The organism is Filimonas effusa, from assembly GCF_004118675.1.
Classification (GTDB): domain Bacteria; phylum Bacteroidota; class Bacteroidia; order Chitinophagales; family Chitinophagaceae; genus Filimonas; species Filimonas effusa.
In genome coordinates, this window is record NZ_SDHZ01000001.1 from 2645043 (window position 1) to 2667140 (window position 22098).

General features: G+C 47.0%; 20 protein-coding genes. 14 read left to right on the forward strand and 6 right to left on the reverse strand.

Features of this window, described 5'->3' with window-relative positions; translation table 11 throughout:
- The first annotated feature begins 14 nt into the window (after window positions 1-14).
- The 4 genes from ESB13_RS09890 (at window position 15) to ESB13_RS09905 (ending at window position 6496) form a co-directional block, all read left to right on the forward strand.
- Window positions 15-2357: a zinc-dependent metalloprotease gene (locus ESB13_RS09890; RefSeq protein ID WP_129002821.1), complete on the forward strand. Its 2343-nt coding sequence runs from the start codon at window positions 15-17 to the stop codon at window positions 2355-2357.
- Window positions 2358-2370: 13 nt separating this feature from the next.
- Complete coding sequence (locus ESB13_RS09895) at window positions 2371-3498, forward strand: thioredoxin family protein (protein ID WP_129002822.1); 1128 nt, start codon at window positions 2371-2373, stop codon at window positions 3496-3498.
- A complete protein-coding gene (locus ESB13_RS09900) occupies window positions 3488-5527 on the forward strand; it encodes a DPP IV N-terminal domain-containing protein (RefSeq protein ID WP_129002823.1) in 2040 nt (679 codons plus the stop codon). Before ESB13_RS09895 ends, ESB13_RS09900 begins: the two co-directional genes overlap by 11 nt.
- A 189-nt stretch (window positions 5528-5716) precedes the next feature.
- The gene (locus ESB13_RS09905; RefSeq protein ID WP_129002824.1) at window positions 5717-6496 is read left to right on the forward strand and encodes a carbon-nitrogen hydrolase family protein; all 780 of its coding nucleotides are present in this window, start codon (window positions 5717-5719) and stop codon (window positions 6494-6496) included.
- A 3-nt stretch (window positions 6497-6499) separates the two neighbouring features.
- Here the strand turns inward: ESB13_RS09905 and ESB13_RS09910 are convergent, their stop codons facing one another.
- Genes ESB13_RS09910 through ESB13_RS09920 form a run of 3 tightly spaced genes read right to left on the reverse strand, consistent with a single transcriptional unit; the run spans window position 6500 to window position 8897 of the window.
- The gene (locus ESB13_RS09910) at window positions 6500-7054 is read right to left on the reverse strand and encodes a CDP-alcohol phosphatidyltransferase family protein (protein ID WP_129002825.1); all 555 of its coding nucleotides are present in this window, start codon (window positions 7052-7054) and stop codon (window positions 6500-6502) included.
- Between the two features lie 4 nt (window positions 7055-7058).
- Window positions 7059-7985: a helix-turn-helix domain-containing protein gene (locus tag ESB13_RS09915; protein ID WP_129002826.1), complete on the reverse strand. Its 927-nt coding sequence runs from the start codon at window positions 7983-7985 to the stop codon at window positions 7059-7061.
- A 15-nt stretch (window positions 7986-8000) separates the two neighbouring features.
- Window positions 8001-8897, reverse strand: coding sequence for an NmrA family NAD(P)-binding protein (locus ESB13_RS09920; RefSeq protein ID WP_129002827.1), 897 nt, complete (start codon window positions 8895-8897; stop codon window positions 8001-8003).
- Between the two features lie 143 nt (window positions 8898-9040).
- Here ESB13_RS09920 and ESB13_RS09925 point away from each other — a divergent pair, with 143 nt between their 5' ends.
- From ESB13_RS09925 to ESB13_RS09955, 7 genes are all read left to right on the forward strand, one after another.
- Window positions 9041-9772 carry a DUF4184 family protein gene (locus tag ESB13_RS09925; protein ID WP_129002828.1) on the forward strand — a complete coding sequence of 244 codons (732 nt, stop codon included), beginning with the start codon at window positions 9041-9043 and terminating at the stop codon, window positions 9770-9772.
- 64 nt (window positions 9773-9836) lie between these two features.
- On the forward strand, window positions 9837-10190 hold the full coding sequence (locus tag ESB13_RS09930) for an S-adenosylmethionine decarboxylase family protein (protein WP_164974161.1): 354 nt from the start codon (window positions 9837-9839) through the stop codon (window positions 10188-10190).
- A gap of 2 nt (window positions 10191-10192) precedes the next feature.
- On the forward strand, window positions 10193-12085 hold the full coding sequence (locus ESB13_RS09935) for a DUF4178 domain-containing protein (protein WP_129002830.1): 1893 nt from the start codon (window positions 10193-10195) through the stop codon (window positions 12083-12085).
- Entirely contained in the window at window positions 12072-12281 is a 210-nt protein-coding gene (locus ESB13_RS09940; RefSeq protein ID WP_129002831.1) for a hypothetical protein, read from the forward strand. Before ESB13_RS09935 ends, ESB13_RS09940 begins: the two co-directional genes overlap by 14 nt.
- Window positions 12282-12299: 18 nt before the next feature.
- Complete coding sequence (locus ESB13_RS09945; RefSeq protein WP_129002832.1) at window positions 12300-12506, forward strand: DUF350 domain-containing protein; 207 nt, start codon at window positions 12300-12302, stop codon at window positions 12504-12506.
- On the forward strand, window positions 12499-14043 hold the full coding sequence (locus ESB13_RS09950; protein WP_129002833.1) for a polyamine aminopropyltransferase: 1545 nt from the start codon (window positions 12499-12501) through the stop codon (window positions 14041-14043). Before ESB13_RS09945 ends, ESB13_RS09950 begins: the two co-directional genes overlap by 8 nt.
- A gap of 4 nt (window positions 14044-14047) precedes the next feature.
- Window positions 14048-15658 carry a flavin monoamine oxidase family protein gene (locus ESB13_RS09955; RefSeq protein ID WP_129002834.1) on the forward strand — a complete coding sequence of 537 codons (1611 nt, stop codon included), beginning with the start codon at window positions 14048-14050 and terminating at the stop codon, window positions 15656-15658.
- Between the two features lie 44 nt (window positions 15659-15702).
- On the opposite strand, the gene ESB13_RS09960 is transcribed toward ESB13_RS09955, so the two are convergent.
- The gene (locus ESB13_RS09960) at window positions 15703-16038 is read right to left on the reverse strand and encodes a four-helix bundle copper-binding protein (RefSeq protein ID WP_129002835.1); all 336 of its coding nucleotides are present in this window, start codon (window positions 16036-16038) and stop codon (window positions 15703-15705) included.
- 194 nt (window positions 16039-16232) lie between these two features.
- Between ESB13_RS09960 and ESB13_RS09965 the strand changes: the two genes are divergently transcribed.
- The 3 genes from ESB13_RS09965 to ESB13_RS09975 all read left to right on the forward strand — a co-directional run bounded on the left by ESB13_RS09965 (window position 16233) and on the right by ESB13_RS09975 (window position 19393).
- On the forward strand, window positions 16233-16805 hold the full coding sequence (locus ESB13_RS09965; protein WP_129002836.1) for a helix-turn-helix domain-containing protein: 573 nt from the start codon (window positions 16233-16235) through the stop codon (window positions 16803-16805).
- 96 nt (window positions 16806-16901) lie between these two features.
- Window positions 16902-19169 carry a heavy metal translocating P-type ATPase gene (locus ESB13_RS09970; RefSeq protein ID WP_220399600.1) on the forward strand — a complete coding sequence of 756 codons (2268 nt, stop codon included), beginning with the start codon at window positions 16902-16904 and terminating at the stop codon, window positions 19167-19169.
- Window positions 19170-19186: 17 nt separating this feature from the next.
- On the forward strand, window positions 19187-19393 hold the full coding sequence (locus tag ESB13_RS09975; RefSeq protein WP_129002837.1) for a heavy-metal-associated domain-containing protein: 207 nt from the start codon (window positions 19187-19189) through the stop codon (window positions 19391-19393).
- Between the two features lie 121 nt (window positions 19394-19514).
- Here ESB13_RS09975 and ESB13_RS09980 read toward each other — a convergent pair whose 3' ends face one another.
- Together ESB13_RS09980 and ESB13_RS09985 are read right to left on the reverse strand one after the other, a co-directional pair.
- Entirely contained in the window at window positions 19515-20216 is a 702-nt protein-coding gene (locus ESB13_RS09980; protein WP_129002838.1) for a type 1 glutamine amidotransferase, read from the reverse strand.
- A gap of 162 nt (window positions 20217-20378) precedes the next feature.
- Window positions 20379-22076 (reverse strand): ribonucleoside-diphosphate reductase subunit alpha, encoded by a 1698-nt coding sequence (locus ESB13_RS09985; protein ID WP_129002839.1) that lies wholly within the window; start codon window positions 22074-22076, stop codon window positions 20379-20381.
- Window positions 22077-22098 lie beyond the last annotated feature (22 nt).

The following is a 22098-nucleotide window of genomic DNA, read 5'->3' on the forward strand; positions in this document are numbered from 1 at the left end:
AAGTGACTAATAAGATGAAACATATAATACGGATCACGCTGGCTGCAATAGTAATGTACAGCAAACTATATGCAGCAGAGCGCCCCCTCTCCTTCGATAAATTCTATAAAGCCAGTATGAAAATAACCCCTGGTACTTTTACCATATACCAGGATAACGATAAGTATTACATGGAAATACCAGCACAGATTTTAGAAAAAGACGTGTTGGTGATAGGTGATATAACACAAGGTTATTCGAGCCTGATAGCGCCCAGCTCGGGTGTTATAAAATTCAGCCAGGGCGACTCCTCTCACCTGAATATCATCAGGCAGGAATACAAGGAAGCCGTCTCTCCTTCTTACAACCAGGAGATGGAACCGCTGGTTCGCTTATCCAATCTTGTCCCCGTAAGCTTTGTCGTTAAAATAGAAGCCTATGGTAAAGCTCCGGGCAGTGTGATCATTGACCTCAGCCGCCAGCTAAGAGAAGGCGGGCAATTCTTCTCTTTCCGCGACTTTAATGCGCTCAGCCGCCCCGATCCTGAAAGATCAGGCGTACAAACCATAAAAGCAGCCAATGACGCAGTAACCTTCACCGTCTTACGCACGCAAACAGATCAGTCTACACAAGGTGGTGGCAAAAAAATGGAAATCGCCAGTGCCTTCCTCCTCCATCTCACCTTTCAGCTATTACATGACGAGCAAATGCAGGGCCGCGAATCGGATCCCCGCATCGGCTTCTCTACAGTCGCTTTTAATGATTTTGGTAAAAGTCCTTACAGCGTAAAGAATGTAAAACTCATACGCAAATGGAACCTCTCTGTAAAACCTGCCGATACCACCGCCTACCAGAACGGGGTATTGGTTGCACCAGCCAACCCCATCACTGTTTACATAGATCGCAACATGCCTTCCCTCTTTGTTCCCTATGTAGAACAAGCCATTCGTCAATGGGAAAAAGCGTTTGCGGCAGCAGGCTTCCGTAATGTTTTCCAGATAAGCCGCAATGAAGAAGATAATCGTCTTCTATACGGCAAACTGCTCATCAAATGGGGAAGTGTATACAACAACGCCGACCAGTCTGTGATAGCAGATCCCCGCAGCGGTGAAATCCTCGCTGCCAAACTCACCATTAGCGAACACCTGGCAGACAACCTGTTACCATGGTATTTTGTAGCCTGTGGTTTAAAAGATCAGCGCGTCATCAGCAACTTCAACAATCTCCAGGTTAAAGGCGAACTACTCGAATGGGTAACAGCCAATGCCATGGGTGAATTGCTGGGTATGGAAAACAACTACAGCGGAAGCAACGCCTTCAGCACAAGTCAACTGCGTAATACCAGTTGGGTAAAAACACATGGCCTCACGAGCTCCGTAACCGACGCCATTCCTTTCAACTACGTAGCACAGCCAGCCGATCAGTTGCCGGTAAACACACTCATCGCTCATGTGGGCGCCTACGACTCTCTCGCTATTGGCTGGGCATACAAATGCTTCAGGAACGAACAGGAGACGAAACAATACCTCAGCAATATCTCTTACAGTAACACTGCCCTCCGTTATGTACCCCAGGAGAATAATGATCCGTTTACCCAACGTCTCGATCTTGCAGCCGACGCGGTAAATGCCTCTACGCTGGGGATTAAACATATCGCTACTTTATATCCTCAGCTCGAAAGTATAACAGCCGCCATGCCTGGTGGCGACCAGGACTGGGCCTTATTCGATGAGCTGTCAAAAGCCATGCTGAAAACCTACGACGGTTATCTTAAAAACGTGTTATGGCATATCGGAGGTCAGTCTGAACGCCCGGTATTGAGGAACTATAACGATACGCCAGTAGTATATGTTTCAAAAAAGGAGCAACAGCAAGCCTTTAACTTCCTGGAACAATACCTATTCAACGGCGTTCCCGCATTTATGAAAAACAAGAGAGCCATAAGGCTCAAAGGCGAAACAATGGACGAAGCCTTCCAGCGCATGGCGGATGCCATCATTGCCCGCCTTTTGAATACCGATGTATTGGCCTCCCTGGTTGCAGCAGAAAATACAATGGGCAATAAAGCCTTTACTGCAGCAGAATTATTTACCCTTTTAGACAAGACTGTCTTTTACAACTTTAGTACAACAATCATCCCCGACGCCCACCATGTAAGTCTGCAAAGAAGCATGGTTAGCCAGCTTATACAGGCAGTATCCAAAAACGCCATCACAAGCGGGCTTAACGGCGCGAATGAAGTGTTGCATGTTTACTTTGTACACACACTCAAAAACATAGACCGCATGTCTAAAACGCATACGGATAGCACCACAAGAACCCGCTATCAATTGCTGAAACAAGACATCGAAAAAGAATACTTAATGAAACCGCTCTAATACACCCGATCGTATGAACAAAAAATTAGTAACAGGTGCTGCAATGATATTATGGAGCACAGCGCTCTTTGCACAACACCGTAAAATAGAATTCCAGTCACTGACACTGGCACAGGCCTGCATCAAAGCAGCACAGGAAAACAAACTCATCTTCATCGATTGTTATACAAGCTGGTGTATTCCCTGTAAACATATGGAGGCCAATGTATTTACAGTAGACAGCGTAGCAGACTACTTCAACAGCCAGTTCATCAACCTCAAGATGGATATGGATAAAGGTGAAGCTGTAGCACTGGGCAAAAAATACCAGGTGGGCGCTTATCCCTCTTACCTACTGGTGAATAAAGACAGTGTGCTGGTATCAAAGTTTGTAGGTGGCATGTCTGCCGCAGAATTCATCAGTAAAACAAAAGCCGGCACCAACCCCAACAATGCAGTAGCAGTAATGAATGCGCGCTATGATGCCGGAGAGCGCTCATCGGAATTCCTGAGAGATTACATCTGCCAGAAGATATGGTTGATGGAAATAGCACCTGCTCAAAAGCTCAACAAAGATCTCATGCAGCAACTGAGTAGGGCCGACAAAGCCAAACCCGAAAACTGGGTACTCTTTGGAGACAACCGCTATTCACTCTATCTCTCCGACGCGGGCAGCGAAAACTTCAACTACCTGGCAGAACACTGGCGCGACTTTTCTGCTATTCCCCGCGATACGCTTAACAGTAAGCTATCCTCTATTTACCGCAAAATTGCAGGGGTATTCGTAGCGGGCCGGTACAATGCCAAAACCAATAGCGAGAAATACCGGCCGACGGATATACCTACGTATAAAAAACAAATAGAAGGTACAGAACTGCCCGATAAAAAAGACCTCCTGCTACTGATGGATATTTCCCAGGCAGCCGTTGACAAAAACACAGAAAAAGTCACCAGGTTGTTAGCAGAGAATGTTGACACTCTCTCTGAGAAAAACAAATCTATCGTTTTCGACTATATCGCTATGTGCCTGTCTATTCCCCACTACAAATACGATGGGTTCGGCGTTATTGCCGATAGGATAGTAAAAACCTCTACCAATCCATTCCTGGTAAACATCTGTAAAGAATATAAACAAAGAGAAATCGATCTACATGCGAAATAGATGGCTAATAGCAGGGCTTACCTTGATCACCTGTTATGCAACAGCACAAAAGCCTGCCTTCGACGAAGCAGAGAAATACGATGCACTGCAACTGCAGAAGCTTACGGGCTCTCTGACGCCTGTACCATTTTTTTCGGCAGATGGCAAAAGCTTCACCTTTACCGTAGAAGCCCCTGTTTCCAAAGCACGCCAGGTATACAGGGTTACACCATCAGCCAAAACCAAAGAACCGGCAAAGGATACACCGTCGTCACTCCCGAAAACATTTAAGTTTTATGGAACAGACACCTCGCCCGACAGGCAATGGCAGCTATATGCACAGGATCATAATCTCTACCTGAAACACGAAGCGGATTCTACAGGCAAAGCGCTTACCAGCAACGGTTCCCTTTTCAACTCCTACTCTTCCGTAGCAGAAACCAATATGAACGGGCATACGCCTACCAATGCCTGCTGGAGCAAGGATTCGCGATACTTCTGTCTTATCCGTAAAGACAACCGCCGCGTACCCACCATGAGTGTAATCAGCTCCACTTCATTCGGACGTCCGTATCTGAACACCTACAAATATGAAATGCCCGGCGATAGTATCGTTGCGCAATATGAACTGTATATCGGGTCTATAGATGCGGACACGCTGAGAAAGATTAACATTGCAAAATGGCCGGACCAGGAAGTACAGATAACAGGTTCCAAACTACCAGAAAAGGAAATCTATATTATCCGCCGGAAACGTACCCGCGATGAAATGGAGCTATGCGCTGTCAATCTCGAAACAGGTGTTCTCCGCGTAGTGATACATGAAACCAGTAAGCCATTCATCAATGAAGATATGTTTCATGAGTATATCGTGAATGAAGGGAAAGACATCATATGGTGGAGCGACCGTTCAGGCTGGGGCCATTATTACCATTACAACAGCGAAGGCAAACTCCTGAATGCCATAACAACCGGAGACTGGACAGCAGGTAAACTTGCGGGTATAGATACACTTAAAAAATGCATCTACGTTTATGGCTACGGGAGGGAAAAAGGCGTCAACCCTTATTACGCCTACCTGTATAAAGTAAACTTCGATGGCACCGGCTTTACATTGCTGACGCCTGAAACAGCTACTCACGGCGTATTTCTCTCCCCCAACAGGGAATACTTTATCGACCATTTCTCCACGATAAACCAGGGCCCGAAAACGATCGTAAGAAGTACTTCAGGCAAGTTCATCATGGAAGCCTACCAGCCCGATCTCACAGCATTATATGCATCAGGCTGGCAGGCGCCGGAACCTTTTGTAGTAAAAGCAGCTGACGGTATCACAGACCTGTATGGTCTTATGTGGAAGCCTTTCCATTTCGATTCTACCCGCAAATACCCCATCATATCGCAGGTATACCCAGGTCCGCAGATAGAAACTGTTTGGACAGAATTCACTGTAACAGACAGGTATAACAATACAGCCCTGGCGCAGGTAGGTTTTATAGTAGTATGTATGGGGCACAGAGGCAACTCCCCTATTCGTAACGCCGCCTATTACAAATATGGTTATGGGAACCTTAGAGACAATGCGCTGGAAGATGACAAGTATGGCCTGGAACAACTGGCACGCCGGTTTAGCTTTATCGACTCCACGCGTGTAGGCATATTTGGTCATTCGGGAGGCGGTATGATGACAGTTGCCGCCATGGGCACTTATCCTGATTTCTATAAAGCGGGTGTAGCTTCGTCCGGCAATCACGACAATACCATCTACAACCGAACCTGGGGTGAGAGCTACCAGGGCTTCAGCAAGCCATTTGCCAAAAACCAGGCGCTTGCTAAGAATATCACCGGCCCGTTACTGCTGGTGGCCGGTGAGGCCGATGCCAATGTAAACCCGGCACACACTATGCGTATGTCGGATGCCCTGATACAGGCAGGTAAAGATTTTGACCTGCTTATCTTACCTGGGCAGTCACATACCTACGAGGGAGTGTATAAGCGTTATTACGAGCATCGTTTGCGCAAATTCTTTGCAGCACATTTATTGAAATAAGGTCAAAAGCACTTCAACCCTTACCCGAACCAACAAGTGAGAGGCCGTATCGTATTTACGATATGGCCTTTTTATTCCAGCGCATATCGCACCCTGAAACAGGTTAGCAGATAAAGAGCTTACCATCTATCATCAACCTCCTGGCTTAGATTTAAAAAGGCCTATTTTTACGCCTTCAAATACCCATCGATGAAAATAGCGGTAGCTTCTCCCAGATATCCAGGGACCATTGAAGAAGGTCTGTCACAGGTAAATACGCTCGCTAAAATTGCAGCACAGGATGGCGCTGTCATTGTTTGCTTTCCTGAGACATATATCCCGGGTTACCCGTTGCCGGGTCAACCACATACCCGTTTATCGCAAGCGGAATTGAATACAGCCTTTCAAATGGCTTGCAGTATTGCTGCGGACAATAACATTGCCCTCATCTTACCTATGGACTGGTATGAAGGTGAACAATTTCTGAACGTGGCACAGGTTATCGGCCCGGACGGCAGCAGCCTTGGCTACCAGGCGAAAGTACAGCTAGATCCTTCTGAAGACGCCATCTGGGATGCCGGGCACGAGCGAAAGTTATTCGAGGTTAACGGGCTTGTATTCGGTATATCTATCTGCCATGAAGGCTTCCGCTATCCCGAAACCGTACGGTGGGCGGCCAGGCAGGGTGCGCAGATCGTTTTTCATCCGCATTTTGCTGGCAGTGATAAAGAAGGATACACACCGGAAACATGGGGAAGCATGCAACAACCTTATTACGAAAAAGCCATGATGATGCGGGCGCTGGAAAACACCATCTATTTCGCGAGTTCCAACTATTATACAAAGTATCCCGAATCGGCCTCATCGCTATTGGCTCCCGATGGCAGCCTTATTGCACATCAACCATATACAGAAAGCGGTGTATTCACCTGTGCTATCGACCTAAGCCTGGCAACAGGGATCCTGGCCAAGAGATGGAAAGCCATATGAAAACTAATTGCTCCGGGGATGTAAAATGCTCTTTTGGTTCAGGTCAATTTTGTCCCGCGGGCTGCTTATGATCATTATAAATTCTTCTATCGAAGCGACTAATGCCACGATGCTTACAACTGCCAGTAACGACTTGTTTGCTGCCAGTAACACTACCGGCAACAAGAACACAAGTAATCCCGCTGTTTTATTGGCTATCGTATGAATCATAATCAGCCTTTTATACTTAACAAACCCAACGATTATATTCAAGATTCTCAGTAAAAAAACTACAGCAATAACAGTTATATAAGAAAGCATCACATTACCATGCTCTGCCACCAGGTATATGACAAGAATAACAAAATAGAACAGGTCTCCAATTGAATCCAGGCGGGCGCCTGCCGATGATTGCACCTTATACTTTCTTGCGATCGTTCCGTCCAATATATCCGTTAATCCTGCGACGCCATACACCACTAAAAATGCCGGCGTATGCTCAAAGAGAAAGAGCAGGCTAACGGAGAGCAGTATCCTGGCTGCCGATAAAAGGTTAGGAATATATTTTACATTGATCATCTACTCAGTTAAACGATTGCCTGAAATCCAGGGGAGAGGTGTTTGTTTTTGCTTTAAATAATTTACTAAAAGACTGCGGATGTTCAAATCCCAATTCGTAGGCTATTTCACTTACCGACAAGTCTGTAGTGGACAGTTTTTCTTTTGCTTTTTCTATGAGTTTATCATGAATATGCTGCTGGGTACTCTGTCCTGTCAATGTCTTCAACAAACCACTCAAATATCCCGGAGATACATTCAGTTCCGCTGCTATCAACTGTACAGAAGGCAGTCCTTTCGAGGCCAGTGCAGCATCATTGAAATAAGCATCGAGCATTTCTTCCAGGCGGGTCAGTATTGTATGGCTCGCCACTTTTCTTGTGAGAAACTGCCGCTGGTAAAACCGTTCGCTGTAAGTAAGCAGCAGTTCCAGTTGCGCAATAATCAGCTCCTGGCTGAATTTGTCGATATTGGCCTGGTATTCCTGCCGGATATTCTGCACGATCGTCTTTATTGTAGCTTCTTCCTTATCGGAAAGAAAAAGGCCTTCATGAACGGCATAGTCAAAGTATTCGTATTTCTTTATCTTTTTTGCCAACGGCGTATTCCATAAAAAATCAGGGTGTACCAACAAGATCCATCCCTCATTGCGGGTAGTAGCGTTATCGTCGTGCGGCACTTCTACCCGTAAGACCTGCGAAGGCGCCATAAAAAACATGACGCCTTCGTCGAAGTCACATAACTGCTGGCCATATTTTAAACGGGTATTCGCGCCACGTTTAACAGAAATAGAATAAAAATCAAAGAACCAGTTGATAGGATTATTATCGGTAGAATGCTTAATGGCAGCATAATCTATCACGCTTATCAAAGGGTGTTCCGGTTGAGGAAGCCCTCTTAAACGATGAAACTCCGTTATGGTTTTGATCCTATATGTTTTACCTTCTGCCACGTTTACGAATATAAATTATTGTTTATTATAAACCGCGGCAAACTCTGCGGCAAAGTCACTGATCTTCGTTTTGCTCAATACCGGCCTGTTTTTATAGTAGTCTTCCAGCAATTTACCATTATGGATACTGGCATTCATTTTTACCAATCCTTCGGCAACAGCCGGGTTGATGCCTGCCGCTTTCATACCCTTCTCCTGCTCTTCATCGGACACGACGATCCATTTCAAACCTGGTTTACCAATTGCATCGCCCAGCAATGCGGCTATTTCATTACAGCTAATTTCTTCGCTGGCTACATAACGTATTTTTCTGCCATTGAACGTACCGGTCAGTTCTTCTGCAACTGCGGCTGCGATATCGGATGGAGCCACCCAGGGACAGACATCGTTTTCTCCATAGTTGGAAATGATAACACCGCTTGCTTTTATCAAAGGCAGGAATGCATATAAATTATAATAAAATGCAGTTGGACGCATGGTAGTTACAGCAACAGACGCCGGCAGGGATTCGAATAACTTTTCTACTTTATTGTGCATAATGAGCAATCCACTGTCTTTTTCCATATTGCCGCCGATACTGCTAAGATGCACCACTTGTGTTACGCCTGACTGCAGAATGGCCTGTACATAGTTCTCTCCCACCTTTATGTAGTGTGTTTGAATATCGAAAGCCGGATCGAGGTAATTGCCTGGCGGTATCATACAATACACTGCATCTGCACCTCTGAAAGTTTCTGTAAGAAAAGCAACATCTTCCAGCGTGCCGATAGCTGCCGTGGCTCCTATTTCTTCAATCTCCTGCTGTTTAGCGGGGTTACTGCTTATTACTTTAACGGCATGTCCTTTTTCAACCAATTCTGCAGTAAGCGGCTTGCTGATATGGCCTAACGATCCTGTTATTACAATTTTCATAATACTGATTTTTTGACTTTACAAAAGTCAGTATTGCCAAAGTAACGGACGTAGCCAGATCTCAGATTGTTGTAGCCGAAACCTATACAAGTTCCGGCTGTTATTCCTGCTATTCTCCGTACATTTCCGGGCAATATATCAGGATGCCATTTACCTTTTCACACCCGGCCATCGTTTTGCCACTGGGTTATCTCAGCAGGCGATATATTTCCATTACCGGCCTTATCATTGGCAGTATGGCGCCCGATTTCGAGTATTTCATGCGAATGAGGGTTCATAGCCGTTTCAGTCATACCCTGCCGGGGCTTTTCTTATTCGATCTTCCGCTGGGGATTCTGCTCGCCTTCCTGTTTCATACTATTGTCCGGAATCAGCTCATCGGGCATCTACCTTATTTCCTGCAATCGCGGTTTACCGTATTTGAGCCATTCGACTGGCATCAGCGTTTCAGGAAAGCCTGGCCTGTTGTTGCGCTATCCATTATAGCCGGGGCTGCTTCGCACGTGTTATGGGATGCGTTTACCCATGAAACCGGTTATTTTGTAAGCATCTTTCCTGTACTCAGCAGCAGTATCGAGGTTTCGGGCATCCGGCTGCCTGTGCTTAAAGTGCTGCAACATGGCAGCAGCTTCATTGGGATGCTTGTGATCGTTTTCACTATTCTAAAAATGCCGGCCACCGTACAAAACAAGCGAATCGTCAGTGCCCGGTACTGGATAGCCATCATCCTACTGACGCTGCTTATCGTTGTGCTGCGGTTTTCGGGTGGGATACATTATAATGAATACGGGAATATGGTCGTTACCCTGATTTCTGCTTTCCTGATTTCTCTTGTGTTGATCTCCGCTATAACCAGAAAATCCCGGTTTGCTTAGTCATTCCCCGATTTTATGATCAAAAACAGCAGAAAAAAGATCGGAAAACAATAATTTGCCGCCCGTGAAATACTTACCCGGAACCCATATCATCGCATCGCTGGAGACAGCTGATATTGCTTTGCTGACTACCCATGAGGCCTTTCAGCAGGAAATAAACAGGCTTATTGCCAGTTATGACCTGCATAACCTGGGAGCGGTGTATCATAATTTTTCGCCTGCCGGTTTTACAGCCGTCATTTGCCTGAGTGAAAGTCATATTTCGATACATACCTGGCCGGAGTTCGGAAAGGTTAATTTAGACATCTACCTGAGTAACTATAAACGCTGCAACGACGGCACCGTGCAGGCTATTTATGAGGCGCTGGTCACCTTTTTCAAAGCCCGCGTGCTTCAACATCACAACCTTAACCGATAGCAATGGGAAGTATTTCTGGTTTGTATGAATGTATTTCCTGCCGGCACCCTTTCAGTTTCCGACATGCCGATTCGCAGTTGCTGGTTTGTCCTTCGTGTTATACTCCCCACCAAAGGAACGAGAATGACAAACTGGTTGCGAAAGCCATCCTGGTAGTACAATATCATAACGACATCATCAAAGTTGGCACCACAGGCTCATGGAGAAAGATAAACTTTGAGGTTATTGGCAGGATACGTTACTGGCTGGGCGATGGTGCATTGAACTACTGGACCTTGCTGGCAGATGATAGCAGGCTTTATTATCTCGCAGAAAGCTATGGCGTGTACAGCATACTCGAAAAATACGAGGACATCCCCCGGATCAATCTAAACGAACTCAATAAAGCGGGCGATACCACACTTATCAACGGCAGTACCAGGGCTACGCTCGACAAACGCTGTTCGTGTATCCATTATGAAATAGAAGGAGAAGTATGGGATCTGTTTCAACAAAGTAATCAGACCTTTTACGATCTTAATGCCGCAACAGGGCAAAACATATCTGTTGCTACAAACGCTGATGGCTTTACAGCTTTCAGGGTACACGACTGCAGTTTTGAATCGCTCAAGCTTCAGCATCTTGATGAAGGGCCTCCAACGCCCAAGCTCTTTAAGTGTCCGCGCTGCCACGACGAGATAACCATTAAAACATTTCCTTATGCCCAGAGTTATGGTTGTAGCTGTGGCGCAAAGCTGCAACTGGCGCATAGTTCCGGTTTGCAGGAAGCGGGGCAGTTTAAGCCCCGAAAATATACCCCTGATATAGCGCCAGGGAAAACAGGCATCATCAAGGGGATCAACTATGAAGTAATAGGATTTTCCGTAAAACGGGATACCACGCAGGATGAAGGAGAATGGCGGGAATATGTGCTTTATAACAGGCAGGAAGGCTATGCTTTTCTCAACGAGTATGAGGGGAACTGGATATACAGCCGGGAAAAGGGTGAAGCGCCGGCAGAAGCGGCTGAAAGATCCAGCCATGACTTCATTTACCGGGGTACTCATTTTCGCCTGTACAACAGGTATGGCTATAAGATAAGGGAGATGCAGGGGGAATACCCCGGGAAAGTATTTGGCCTGAGTTATGCCTATGAGTTTATTGCTCCCCCGTTGATGTGGGTAGCAGAGCGGGAAAGCGAGGTTTCGGTGTGTTATTTCCAGGCGGAATATATTTCCAGGGAAGATGTGCTGCATGCGTTTTCTGTGCCGCTGCCCGACAGCAGGGAAATGGGCGTGCTTTCTCCCCCATTTCTGAAACCTTCACTCGTTCTAAAAAAAGCTATCATAGCGGCGGGCGTGCTATTGCTGGTGCATCTTATTTTCAGTCTGACACGCGAAAACGGGCATGTATTAACCGAAAGCTATTCCCTTCCCGATACAGCGACTGTACAGTCGCCGGTATTTGTAACAGGATCATTTACCCTGCCCAACTGGCGCAACAACCTTGAGATTACGACCACGGCCAGTGTATCGAACGACTGGATGGATATAGATTACGAGGTAGTAAACACGCAAACCGGTGAAGAATACGGGCTATCGCAGGAGGTATCGTATTATGCGGGTTATGAAGACGGTGAAAGCTGGACGGAGGGAGGAACAACCTCTTCTCCCGATGTCATAAGCAATTTACCCGCAGGGCAGTATTTTATACGTATACAGCATACGGGTTCCGGTTCTCTTTTCGGCCCTAAGCATTTCCAGGTAACAGTGAACCGGAATGTGGCTGTTCACTCAAATTTTTTCCTGTTCCTGGTATTAGTATTATTGTGGCCCACCTATGCCTATTTAAGATCGTATTGGACCGACAGGCGCAGGTGGTATAACAGTGAATTTTCGCCTTATGAATATGAATAATTTTTTCCGGGACAGCCGGTCGCCTCTATATCCTTTCCGCTGGTTCATTGTGATAACGGCGGCACTGGTGATATGGGAGGCTTATGCCGACTATACCGGCTGGCGTATTGCCAACATTTTAAATTCGGGTCAGCAATGGGGTTCGGGTCATTCGGGAGGCCGCACCGCCTATGGCTCAGGCGCCAGACATAAATAATCATTTAAACACGCTAATATGTACAATTACATCGTAAGTTCAGTGGTTTATTCATTTATAGGTATTGCCATTTTGTTCATAGCTTTTGCCATCGCCGAAGTATTAACGCCACGGCATAACCTTCGCAAAGAAATACTCGAAAATAAAAACATGGCGCTGGCTGTTCTGGCAGGCTTTTTCATGCTTTCCATCGCCATCATCATAGCTTCCGCGATCCATGGATAATGTAACAGAAACTTCGCCGAAAAAGGATAGTGCGCAATGGTTACTGCTGACGGCAGTTTTTATTATCGCCACCTGTGGACTCATTTACGAGCTGGTGGCGGGCACGCTCGCCAGTTATGTATTGGGCGATAGTGTCACACAGTTCAGTACGATCATAGGTGTTTACCTGTTTTCCATGGGTGTGGGTTCTTATCTCTCCAAATATTTCAACGGGAACCTCTTACGCTGGTTCATACAAATTGAATTGCTGGTAGGTATTATCGGAGGTTTCAGCTCGGCTATTCTTTTCATCACCTTTCCCCTGGCGGCTTCTTTCCGCCTTATCCTGTATGCCATCGTGTTTATTACAGGTGTTCTTGTAGGACTTGAGATACCGCTTTTAATGCGTTTATTACAGGACAGGGTTAGCTTTAAAGAACTGGTAAGCCGTGTATTCGCGGTAGACTATGTAGGGGCTTTACTGGCCTCACTGATCTTCCCGCTGTTGCTGGTGCCTTACCTGGGGCTTATACGTACTTCTCTTTTCTTCGGCATGCTCAATATCATCGTTGGGTGGTACCTGTTGTACCGGTTTAAAGGAGAAGTAAAACGGGCTGCTCTTATCAAAGTAATGGCGATTGCTTTCCTGCTAGCAGAGATCGCTGCTTTCGTCTGGTCCGATTCCATCATGAAATTAAGTGAGCAACTGCAATTCTCCGACAAAGTAGTTTATGCCACTTCGTCTTCGTACCAACGTATCGTGCTTACTCATAGCAGAAAAGAATTAAAGCTGTTTCTCAACGGTAACCTTCAGTTTTCGTCTGCCGATGAATACCGTTACCATGAAGCCCTGGTACATCCTGCCATGCAGGCATCTGGCAGTCCTAAACAAGTGTTGGTGATGGGCGGTGGCGACGGACTGGCCGTACGGGAAATACTAAAATATCCCTGCGTACAACATGTTACCCTGGTGGATCTCGACGCAGCCATGACGAAGCTGTTTACCTCGAACCCGATGCTTACCAGCATCAACAAACATTCCTTTTCCGATGGCCGTGTCAGCATTTATAACAAGGATGCTTTCATATGGTTAAGAGATAACCGGAAACAGTTCGATTGCATCATCATCGATTTTCCTGATCCTTCCAATTTTTCCGTCGGCAAACTTTATACATCTGCTTTTTATCAACTGGTGAAGAGGGCTTTATCGCCGGGCGGTTATGCTGTTATTCAAAGTACCTCTCCTTATGTAGCGCCCAGCAGTTTCTGGTGTGTGAGCGAAACACTGCGTTCAGTGGGTTTCACAACCGTACCTTATCATAATTACGTTCCTTCGTTCGGTGAATGGGGTTATATCATGGCCAGCATGCGGCAAGACTACCAGGTACCTGATACCTTTGCGATACCTGTACGTTATATGAGCAAACCGGTGATGCAGCAAATGCTCTTTTTCCCGGAAGACATGAAACCAACAGCACCTGTTACCGTGAACCGGTTGAACAACCAGGCGCTTGTGGAGTATTTTGAAAAGGAATGGAGCCATTATTCAGATCAATAAGTTTATGCACAGACGCGAATTCATACAACTGACCACTGCTTTAACCGGCGCAAGCCTGCTGCCGTTGTCGTGTAGCACTACCCGCAAGATACCTGGCACCATCGTAGGCGCTTCGGCCAAAACCGGTCACCTGATTCGCGACGGCCGTCTTATGCAAAGTGTGCCTGTGAGCACCGAACAAACAGATATACTGATCATAGGAGCCGGTATCAGCGGATTATCTGCCGCGCGGTCGCTACACCGGCAGGGGCATACCGATATGGTCATCCTCGAAATGGAAAGTCATGCCGGTGGCAACGCCTCTTCAGGCAGCAATGCAATAAACGCCTATCCCTGGGGAGCGCATTATGTACCTATAGCCAATACGAACCTTGCCGAATACCTGGCCTTTCTTCAAGAAAACGAAGTCATTACCGGCTATACACCTGCTGGGCTTCCCATCTACAATGAGTTGTATTTATGCAGCGATCCGCAGGAACGCCTGTATATCAATGGCAGTTGGCAGGAAGGACTTGTACCTTCATTGGGAGTAGGGGCAGAAGACCGACAACAGATCGACCGTTTTCTGCAGCAAATGCAGTTATTCCGAGAAGCCAGAGGTAATGACGCGAAAGAAGCGTTTGCTATTCCGGTGGACGCCTCCAGCAAAGACCCTCATTATACGCGTTTTGACACCATCACCATGCATCAATGGATGCAGGAGCAACAGTACACCAGTGACTACCTGCGCTGGTATATCGACTATTGCACGCGTGATGATTTTGGAACAGGCATCTCAGAAGTTAGCGCCTGGGCGGGCATTCATTATTTCGCCTGCCGCAAAGGCAAGGCGGGCAATGCTGCCAGCCAGGATGTACTTACCTGGCCACAGGGGAACGGATGGCTCGCCTCGCGGTTAAGTAAAGACATCCAGCATTGTTTGCGTCCGCATACCATGGCTACCCGACTGATACCAGGGACAGATTCTGTTACCGTACATTACTACGATGTAACGGCCGGTACATTAAAAGCCATCACAGCCAAAACCTGTATCGTAGCCATACCACAGTTAATTGCCGCCAGGTTGTTACCTGACAGCACAGATCGTTTACAACTTTTACATAGACATTACCAATACAGTCCCTGGCTGGTGGCCAATATCACCGTCAAAGATCTTGCAGAAAGAAGCGGCGCCTCGCCCAGTTGGGATAATGTACTGTATAACAGTCCTTCTCTCGGTTATGTAGATGCCACCCAGCAACAACTTCAGCAGTTAAAGCCCCGCAGGGTACTCACTTATTACAGACCTATGCTAACAGATGGCACTGTTGAAGAAAGAAAAAAGGCACAACAACGCAGCCATGAGCAATGGGTGAATATGATCATCGATGATCTCAGAATCGTACATCCCGATATAGAAAAGCAGACTGAGCAGATCGATATCATGCTCTGGGGCCATGCCATGGCACAGCCCCGGCCGCAGCTGATCCACGGCGGTATCAGAGAACAACTGCAGGCATCGTTATACAACAGGGTTCACTTTGCCCATACAGACCTGGCTGGCGTCAGCATCTTTGAAGAAGCTTTTTACCAAGGCATCGAGGCTGCGCAAAAAGCACGGCAAAGCCTGAGTTAGCATGGCGCGAAAAACATTTGCTGTGTAAAGACCAACTTAAAGGTTTAAGCGCTTGCCATTTGGCCACATACTTCTGCGCAATGCCGGCAGGCTTCGGCGCATTGTTTACAATGTTCCATATCCGAATGCCTTTCGCATTCATCGGCACATTTGTTACAGATATCGGAACAAAGCTGGCAAAGTTGTTCCGCATACATTCCGTTCAGGCTCATTACCTGAGCGGCGGCATTACATATGGCGGCACATTCCAGATCGAGCTGGATACAATAGGCCATATGATCTGCATGTTCTTCCTGTGTACAGGAAATTGCACAGTGGTTACAAACTACCGCACATTTCTGGCAGGCGTCTATACATTCCTGAAAGTGTTGACTGATCATAACAGAAGATTTAGATGTTTAGATAATGCGATAATTATTGTTAAAAAATTATGCCGTCGCCTAAATGCCATCCGTTACTGGTAATCCAGGCCAATGGGCGGTTGTTCCTAATCTTACACATGAAATGCGAAATTTTATACATCGTGCCAGCAGCATTTCGGCATTTTTGTACCTTCAGTAAGTGAAAACAGGTTATGGCTGAATTGTATATCAAGAATATGGTTTGCGACCGTTGCAAAATGGTAGTGCGGCAGGAACTCATTCACCATGGGCTTACGCCGCTGGTGGTTGATCTTGGCATTGCCAAAGTGAAAGAAGATCTATCGCCTGCGAACCGTGCCAGCCTGGCCAATTCCCTGGCCACGTTAGGATTTGAGCTGCTGGAAGGTAGCAAACCCAGACTAGTGGCCCAGATCAAGAACTTTATCATCGAACAAATTCATCGCGGCGAAAACCTGGACATCAGGGTCAACTGGTCTTCCCTGCTTTCGGAGGCACTCCAACAGGAATACAGGCACCTGAGCAGCATTTTCTCTTCGGAAGAAGGTATGACACTAGAACAATACATTATCCGTCAGAAGATTGAAAAGGTGAAGGAGTTATTACAATACGACCAGCTCAACCTCAGCGAAATTTCGTACCAGCTGGGTTATAGCAGTGTACAACATTTATCCAACCAATTCAAGAAAGTTACCGGGGTTACGCCCTCCCAATTCAAAGCTTCTCAATCAGTTGAGAAAATGAGGAAAACACTGGACTCCATTTAGAGCCGGCATTTATTTAGAATTATATAATTATTCTCTCCAATTGTGTAATGGTTGCCCTTGAAAGCGGGCGGATCTTTGTGTTATAGATTATAACATATGAAAGATCATAATACACAAGTCATACCTTCTACCCCTGCTACCACGCGTGCATCATTCCCGGTAACCGGAATGACCTGTGCAGGTTGTGCGGTTAGCGTAGAATCTATGCTGCATTCGGTAGCGGGTGTGGCTGAAGCGGGTGTGAACTTTGCCACACAAACGGCCTGGGTAGCTTACGATCCTCAACTGACCGGTCCCCAGCAATTCAAGCAGGCACTTCAATCGATAGGATACGATATCATCATCGATACAGCAGACCCGGCGCGGGAGCAGGAAATTGCGCAACAAGCACATTTCCGGCAAGTCAAAAGGAATACGGTCTGGTCGTTACTGCTTGCGTTTCCCGTATTCGTCATCGGCATGTTTTTCATGGATATGCCTTTTGCGCCCTGGGTATCCATGATCCTGACAATACCGGTATTATTCTGGTGTGGCCGTGGCTTCTTTACAGGGGCCTGGAAGCAGACTAAACACGGGAAGGCTAATATGGATACTCTTGTCGCGTTAAGCACCGGTATTGCGTTTCTTTTCAGCGTTTTCAATACTGTTTACCCGGCGTTCTGGCATGATCGTGGTATGCATGCACATGTGTACTATGAAGCGGCGGCAGTGATCATTGCTTTTATCTCGCTTGGTAAATTTCTCGAGGCGAATGCCAGATCCAAAACTTCTTCCGCAATCAAACAGTTGATGGGCTTACAGCCCCAGACGGTGAAAATAGTTACTGCCGAAGGAGAGAAAGATGTACCTACCGCTTCGCTGGTACCGGGGGATATCGTTATTGTCCGTCCCGGGGAAAGAGTTCCGGTGGATGGTGTTGTTACTTCGGGCAGTTCATTTGTAGACCAGAGTACTATTACGGGAGAGCCGGTTCCTGTTGAAAAGTCTAAGGATATGCAAGTCTTTGCGGGCACTATGAACCAGAAAGGCAGTTTTCAATTCCGGGCGGAAAAAGTAGGTGGAGATACGATACTGGCGCATATCATCAAGATGGTGCAGGAAGCCCAGGGCAGTAAGGCGCCGGTACAAAAACTGGTGGATAAAGTCGCCGGCATTTTTGTTCCGGTAGTTATTGGCATTGCCCTGCTCACCTTTATCGTGTGGATGGTAGCAGGTGGCGACAATGCGTTCACCCATGCCCTGCTTACATCGGTTTCGGTACTTGTGATTGCCTGTCCCTGTGCATTGGGACTGGCCACTCCTACCGCCATTATGGTTGGTATTGGCCGGGGGGCGGCCAGCAACATACTTATCAAAGATGCGGAGAGCCTGGAAACGGCGCATAAGGTAAATGCAGTGGTGCTCGATAAAACAGGGACACTGACCGAAGGGCGACCTGTAGTGACCCGTATTCACTGGCTGCCTTCTGTCCATAACAGGGAGTTACTCAGCAAGATACTTTATCAACTGGAGCTGCAATCGGAACACCCGCTGGCAGCCGCAGTAACACAAGCATTGGCGGAATACGGTGGCAGCAACCTGCCAGCGGAGCAGTTTGAAAGCATTACCGCCAAAGGAGTGCGGGGAATTTTCCAGGGCGCTGCCTATTATGCAGGCAACAAAAAGCTGATCGAAGAACATAAGATTGCTGCTGATGCGCTATTGCTTTCACAAGCAGCTCAGCTACAGGAACAGGCGCAGACAGTGATCTACTTTGCGGATAGCCAACAAGTATTGGCGGTTATAGCTATATCCGACCCTCTGAAAAAGACTTCAGCAGCGGCTGTTCAACAACTGCAAGCGATGGGGATAGAAGTGTATATGCTGACAGGCGACAACCAGCAAACGGCAGCAGCAGTAGCTGCGACGGTTGGCATCAGCAACTATAAAGCAGAAGTACTACCACCAGAAAAGTCGTGGTTTGTAAAGTCGTTACAGGCACAACAGAAAGTAGTGGCGATGGTAGGAGACGGCATCAATGATTCGCAGGCGCTGGCGCAGGCGGATGTTAGTATTGCCATGGGTAAGGGGTCGGATATCGCGATGGAAGTTGCTGCGATGACGCTGATCACTTCTGACCTTACCGTTATACCTAAAGCGTTGATCCTTTCTAAAAAAACAGTACAAACAGTGCGGCAGAATTTATTCTGGGCTTTCATTTATAATGTCATCGGCATTCCGCTGGCAGCAGGTGTACTTTATCCTGTGAACGGATTTTTATTAGACCCTATGATAGCGGGAGCAGCTATGGCGCTGAGTTCCGTATCGGTAGTGAGCAATAGTTTAAGATTAAAAAAGAGAAAGATACAGGTTAATCATTATTAACGATAAATGAACACAAGATGAAAACTTTACAATTTAAAACAAACATCAAATGCGGCGGGTGTGTAGCACAGGTGACACCAGCGCTGAATGAACAAGCAGGGAAAGATCATTGGAGCGTAGACATCAATGATCCCAAGAAGATACTTACTGTTACAACAGAACAACCAGCGGCTGCGGTTATTAAAGCCGTAAAGCAGGCGGGATTCGAGGCGGAGGAGTTGTAAACTACCCATCCGGCGCGGGTATAGCTCCGGACAGGGGGATGGGAACAAAACCTGTGTTTGGGTCGAGGATGCTGCTTATCAAGCGATGATGGGGAAGGGATGGGCAATGTGGTGTGGGTGCTTAGTTACCTGCCAGGTAATCGAGCACCCGGAACATTTTTTCATTGTTACCTGCTATTAAATGGCGTTGGTTCGATATAGCTACAGCATCCTGGATATAGGTGCCGTGGGTTAGTTCCTCTTTCCCGTTTTCTACCATTGCTTCGAGGCTTTGGGCGGTGACCTCGAAATGGAACTGGAGGCCTATTACCTGGTCATTTACTGTAAAAGCCTGGTTGCGGCAGGCTTCGGAGCTGGCCAGTAGCTGTGCCTGTTGCGGCAGGTCAAAAGTATCGCCATGCCAATGGAATACGGGGAACGACTCTCCCATTGCCTGCCAAAGGGGGTGCAGTTTTGCCTGCTCCGTCAGTGAGATATTGAACCAGCCGATCTCTTTTTCGCGGTTCGGGAACACTTTTGCGCCCAACACATCGGCGATGAGTTGTGAACCCAGGCAGATGCCCAGGACCTTTTTCCCGGCGTTTATAGCCGCTTTAATGGCTTCTTTTTCTTTAACGAGCCACTGATACCGGTTTTCATCGTAAACGCCCATAGGACCGCCCATAATCACCAGCCAGTCGTATTCGTCCGTGGAAGGGATAGTGTCCTTTTCAAAAAAACGGGTGAAAGTCATTTCATGTCCCTTTTCGCGGCACCATTGGGTGATACATCCGGGGTCTTCGAAAGAAACGTGCTGAAAACAATGTATGCTGAGTTTCTTCATAGCATTCGGTTAATCTTATCTAAAGTTGCCTCAAAGATAGTATAGAGGCAACAGTAAGGTAAGTGTTGGTGCACACGGTTAATGTTGCGGCAAGGGGTGAATAAAGAGAGGGTGTACCGTACGTTCGATACACCCTCTCCTATTATTTTAACCGGTAAAGTTTTACGCTTCGCAGCTTTTACAGTTCACCAGGTTGGTCACCATTTCTTTTGAAACGCTTTGGCTGCGTTGATAGTACAAGGTTTTTACGCCCAGTTTCCATGCTTCGATCAATAACCTGTTCACGTCTTTTACCGGCAGGTTCGACGGGATGTTCAGGTTCAGGCTTTGTGCCTGATCGATGTATTTCTGCCTGATAGAAGCCTGCTGGATGATCTCGAGCTGGCTTATTTCCTTGAAGGTTTTGAACACTTCTTTTTCATGCTCGGTGAGTTCTTTGATGTGCTGAACGCTACCGTGGTTCAACATGATCTCTCTCCAGGTGTCTTCGTTGTCAAGGCCTTTTTCCTGAAGCAACGCTGTCAGGTATTTGTTCTTGCGCATGAAGTTACCTTTGGACAAACCAGCTTTATAGTAGTTAGAGCTGAAAGGCTCGATACCGGGTGAGGTTTGCCCCAGGATTGCTGAAGAAGAAGTGGTAGGTGCGATAGCCATGAGGGTAGTGTTCCTGCGGCCATACCCTTTCAGGATCTCGGGCTCACCGTAGATCCATGCCAGTTCTTTGGTTGCCTTATCGGCTTTTTCGGAGATATCCTTGAAGATTTTAGTGGTAAGCTGTTTGGCTTCCATGCCTTCAAAGGCAATCATATTCTTTTGTAAGTAGGAATGCCATCCCAGTACGCCGAGGCCCAGTGCGCGGTGACGTTTTGCAAACTTGTTGGCGCTGGCCAGGTAGTAGTTGCCTTCTGTTTTTACGATGAACTCCTGTAATACCGCGTCGAGGAAGAAAGTAGCCAGTTTCACGGCATCGGTATCTTTCCATTCGTCGTACAGTTCGAGGTTCATGGAAGAGAGGCAGCAGATAAACGATTCGTCTTCTGTTGACGGCAATGCGATCTCGGAGCAGAGATTACTTGCATTGATCGTGAGGTTGAGGTCTTTATAAACCTGCGGTTTATTCCTGTTGATATTGTCGGTAAAGAAGATATAGGGTAAACCTTTCTGCTGGCGGCTTTCGAGGACTTTAGCCCAGATCTGTCTTTTCTTCATATCGCCGTCGACCATATCCTGCATCCAGTAGTCGGGTACGCATACGCCGTAGAACAGGTTCTGGATAGGATGGCCGATATCTTTGATGGAGAGGAATTCCTCGATATCGGAGTGGTCGATATCCATGTAGGCAGCGAAGGCACCACGGCGCACGCCACCTTGAGAGATGGTATCCATAGCGGTATCGAAGAGGCGCATAAAGCTAACGGCGCCACTACTTTTACCGTTATCGGTAACGGCGCTACCGCGTTCGCGCAGGGCTCCAAAATAAGCGGAGGTACCTCCTCCTATCTTGGTTTGCATGATCACTTCACCCAGTTTATGGGTGATCCCTTCTATATTATCAGGAACGTGTACGTTAAAGCAGGAAATAGGTAATCCACGTTCTGTGCCCATGTTGGCCCAGATGGGAGAACTCAGGCTCATCCATCCTCTTTCGATCATTTCCTGGAAAGCCTCTTTCAGTTCAGGTTTGTACAAGCGCTGTGCAGCGGCGGTACAAATTCTGTCGATAGCACCTTCCACAGTTTCTCCTTTCAGCAGGTAACCTCTGTTGAGGATCTGCTCACTCTCTGTATTTTTCCACCACAGCTTCTCGTGTTCGTACGTGTCTTGTACCCCCGGAAGCTGATCTAACACGGGTATTTCCATAACAATAGCTTTATCACTTAAA

Coding starts and splice junctions, on each gene's coding strand:
- ESB13_RS09890 (WP_129002821.1), top strand. CDS start 15: ATGAAACATATAATACGGATCACGCTGGCTGCAATAGTAATGTACAGC.
- ESB13_RS09895 (WP_129002822.1), top strand. CDS start 2,371: ATGAACAAAAAATTAGTAACAGGTGCTGCAATGATATTATGGAGCACA.
- ESB13_RS09900 (WP_129002823.1), top strand. CDS start 3,488: ATGCGAAATAGATGGCTAATAGCAGGGCTTACCTTGATCACCTGTTAT.
- ESB13_RS09905 (WP_129002824.1), top strand. CDS start 5,717: ATGAAAATAGCGGTAGCTTCTCCCAGATATCCAGGGACCATTGAAGAA.
- ESB13_RS09910 (WP_129002825.1), bottom strand. CDS start 7,054: ATGATCAATGTAAAATATATTCCTAACCTTTTATCGGCAGCCAGGATA.
- ESB13_RS09920 (WP_129002827.1), bottom strand. CDS start 8,897: ATGAAAATTGTAATAACAGGATCGTTAGGCCATATCAGCAAGCCGCTT.
- ESB13_RS09925 (WP_129002828.1), top strand. CDS start 9,041: ATGCCATTTACCTTTTCACACCCGGCCATCGTTTTGCCACTGGGTTAT.
- ESB13_RS09935 (WP_129002830.1), top strand. CDS start 10,193: ATGGGAAGTATTTCTGGTTTGTATGAATGTATTTCCTGCCGGCACCCT.
- ESB13_RS09940 (WP_129002831.1), top strand. CDS start 12,072: ATGAATATGAATAATTTTTTCCGGGACAGCCGGTCGCCTCTATATCCT.
- ESB13_RS09945 (WP_129002832.1), top strand. CDS start 12,300: ATGTACAATTACATCGTAAGTTCAGTGGTTTATTCATTTATAGGTATT.
- ESB13_RS09950 (WP_129002833.1), top strand. CDS start 12,499: ATGGATAATGTAACAGAAACTTCGCCGAAAAAGGATAGTGCGCAATGG.
- ESB13_RS09955 (WP_129002834.1), top strand. CDS start 14,048: ATGCACAGACGCGAATTCATACAACTGACCACTGCTTTAACCGGCGCA.
- ESB13_RS09960 (WP_129002835.1), bottom strand. CDS start 16,038: ATGATCAGTCAACACTTTCAGGAATGTATAGACGCCTGCCAGAAATGT.
- ESB13_RS09965 (WP_129002836.1), top strand. CDS start 16,233: ATGGCTGAATTGTATATCAAGAATATGGTTTGCGACCGTTGCAAAATG.
- ESB13_RS09970 (WP_220399600.1), top strand. CDS start 16,902: ATGAAAGATCATAATACACAAGTCATACCTTCTACCCCTGCTACCACG.
- ESB13_RS09975 (WP_129002837.1), top strand. CDS start 19,187: ATGAAAACTTTACAATTTAAAACAAACATCAAATGCGGCGGGTGTGTA.
- ESB13_RS09980 (WP_129002838.1), bottom strand. CDS start 20,216: ATGAAGAAACTCAGCATACATTGTTTTCAGCACGTTTCTTTCGAAGAC.
- ESB13_RS09985 (WP_129002839.1), bottom strand. CDS start 22,076: ATGGAAATACCCGTGTTAGATCAGCTTCCGGGGGTACAAGACACGTAC.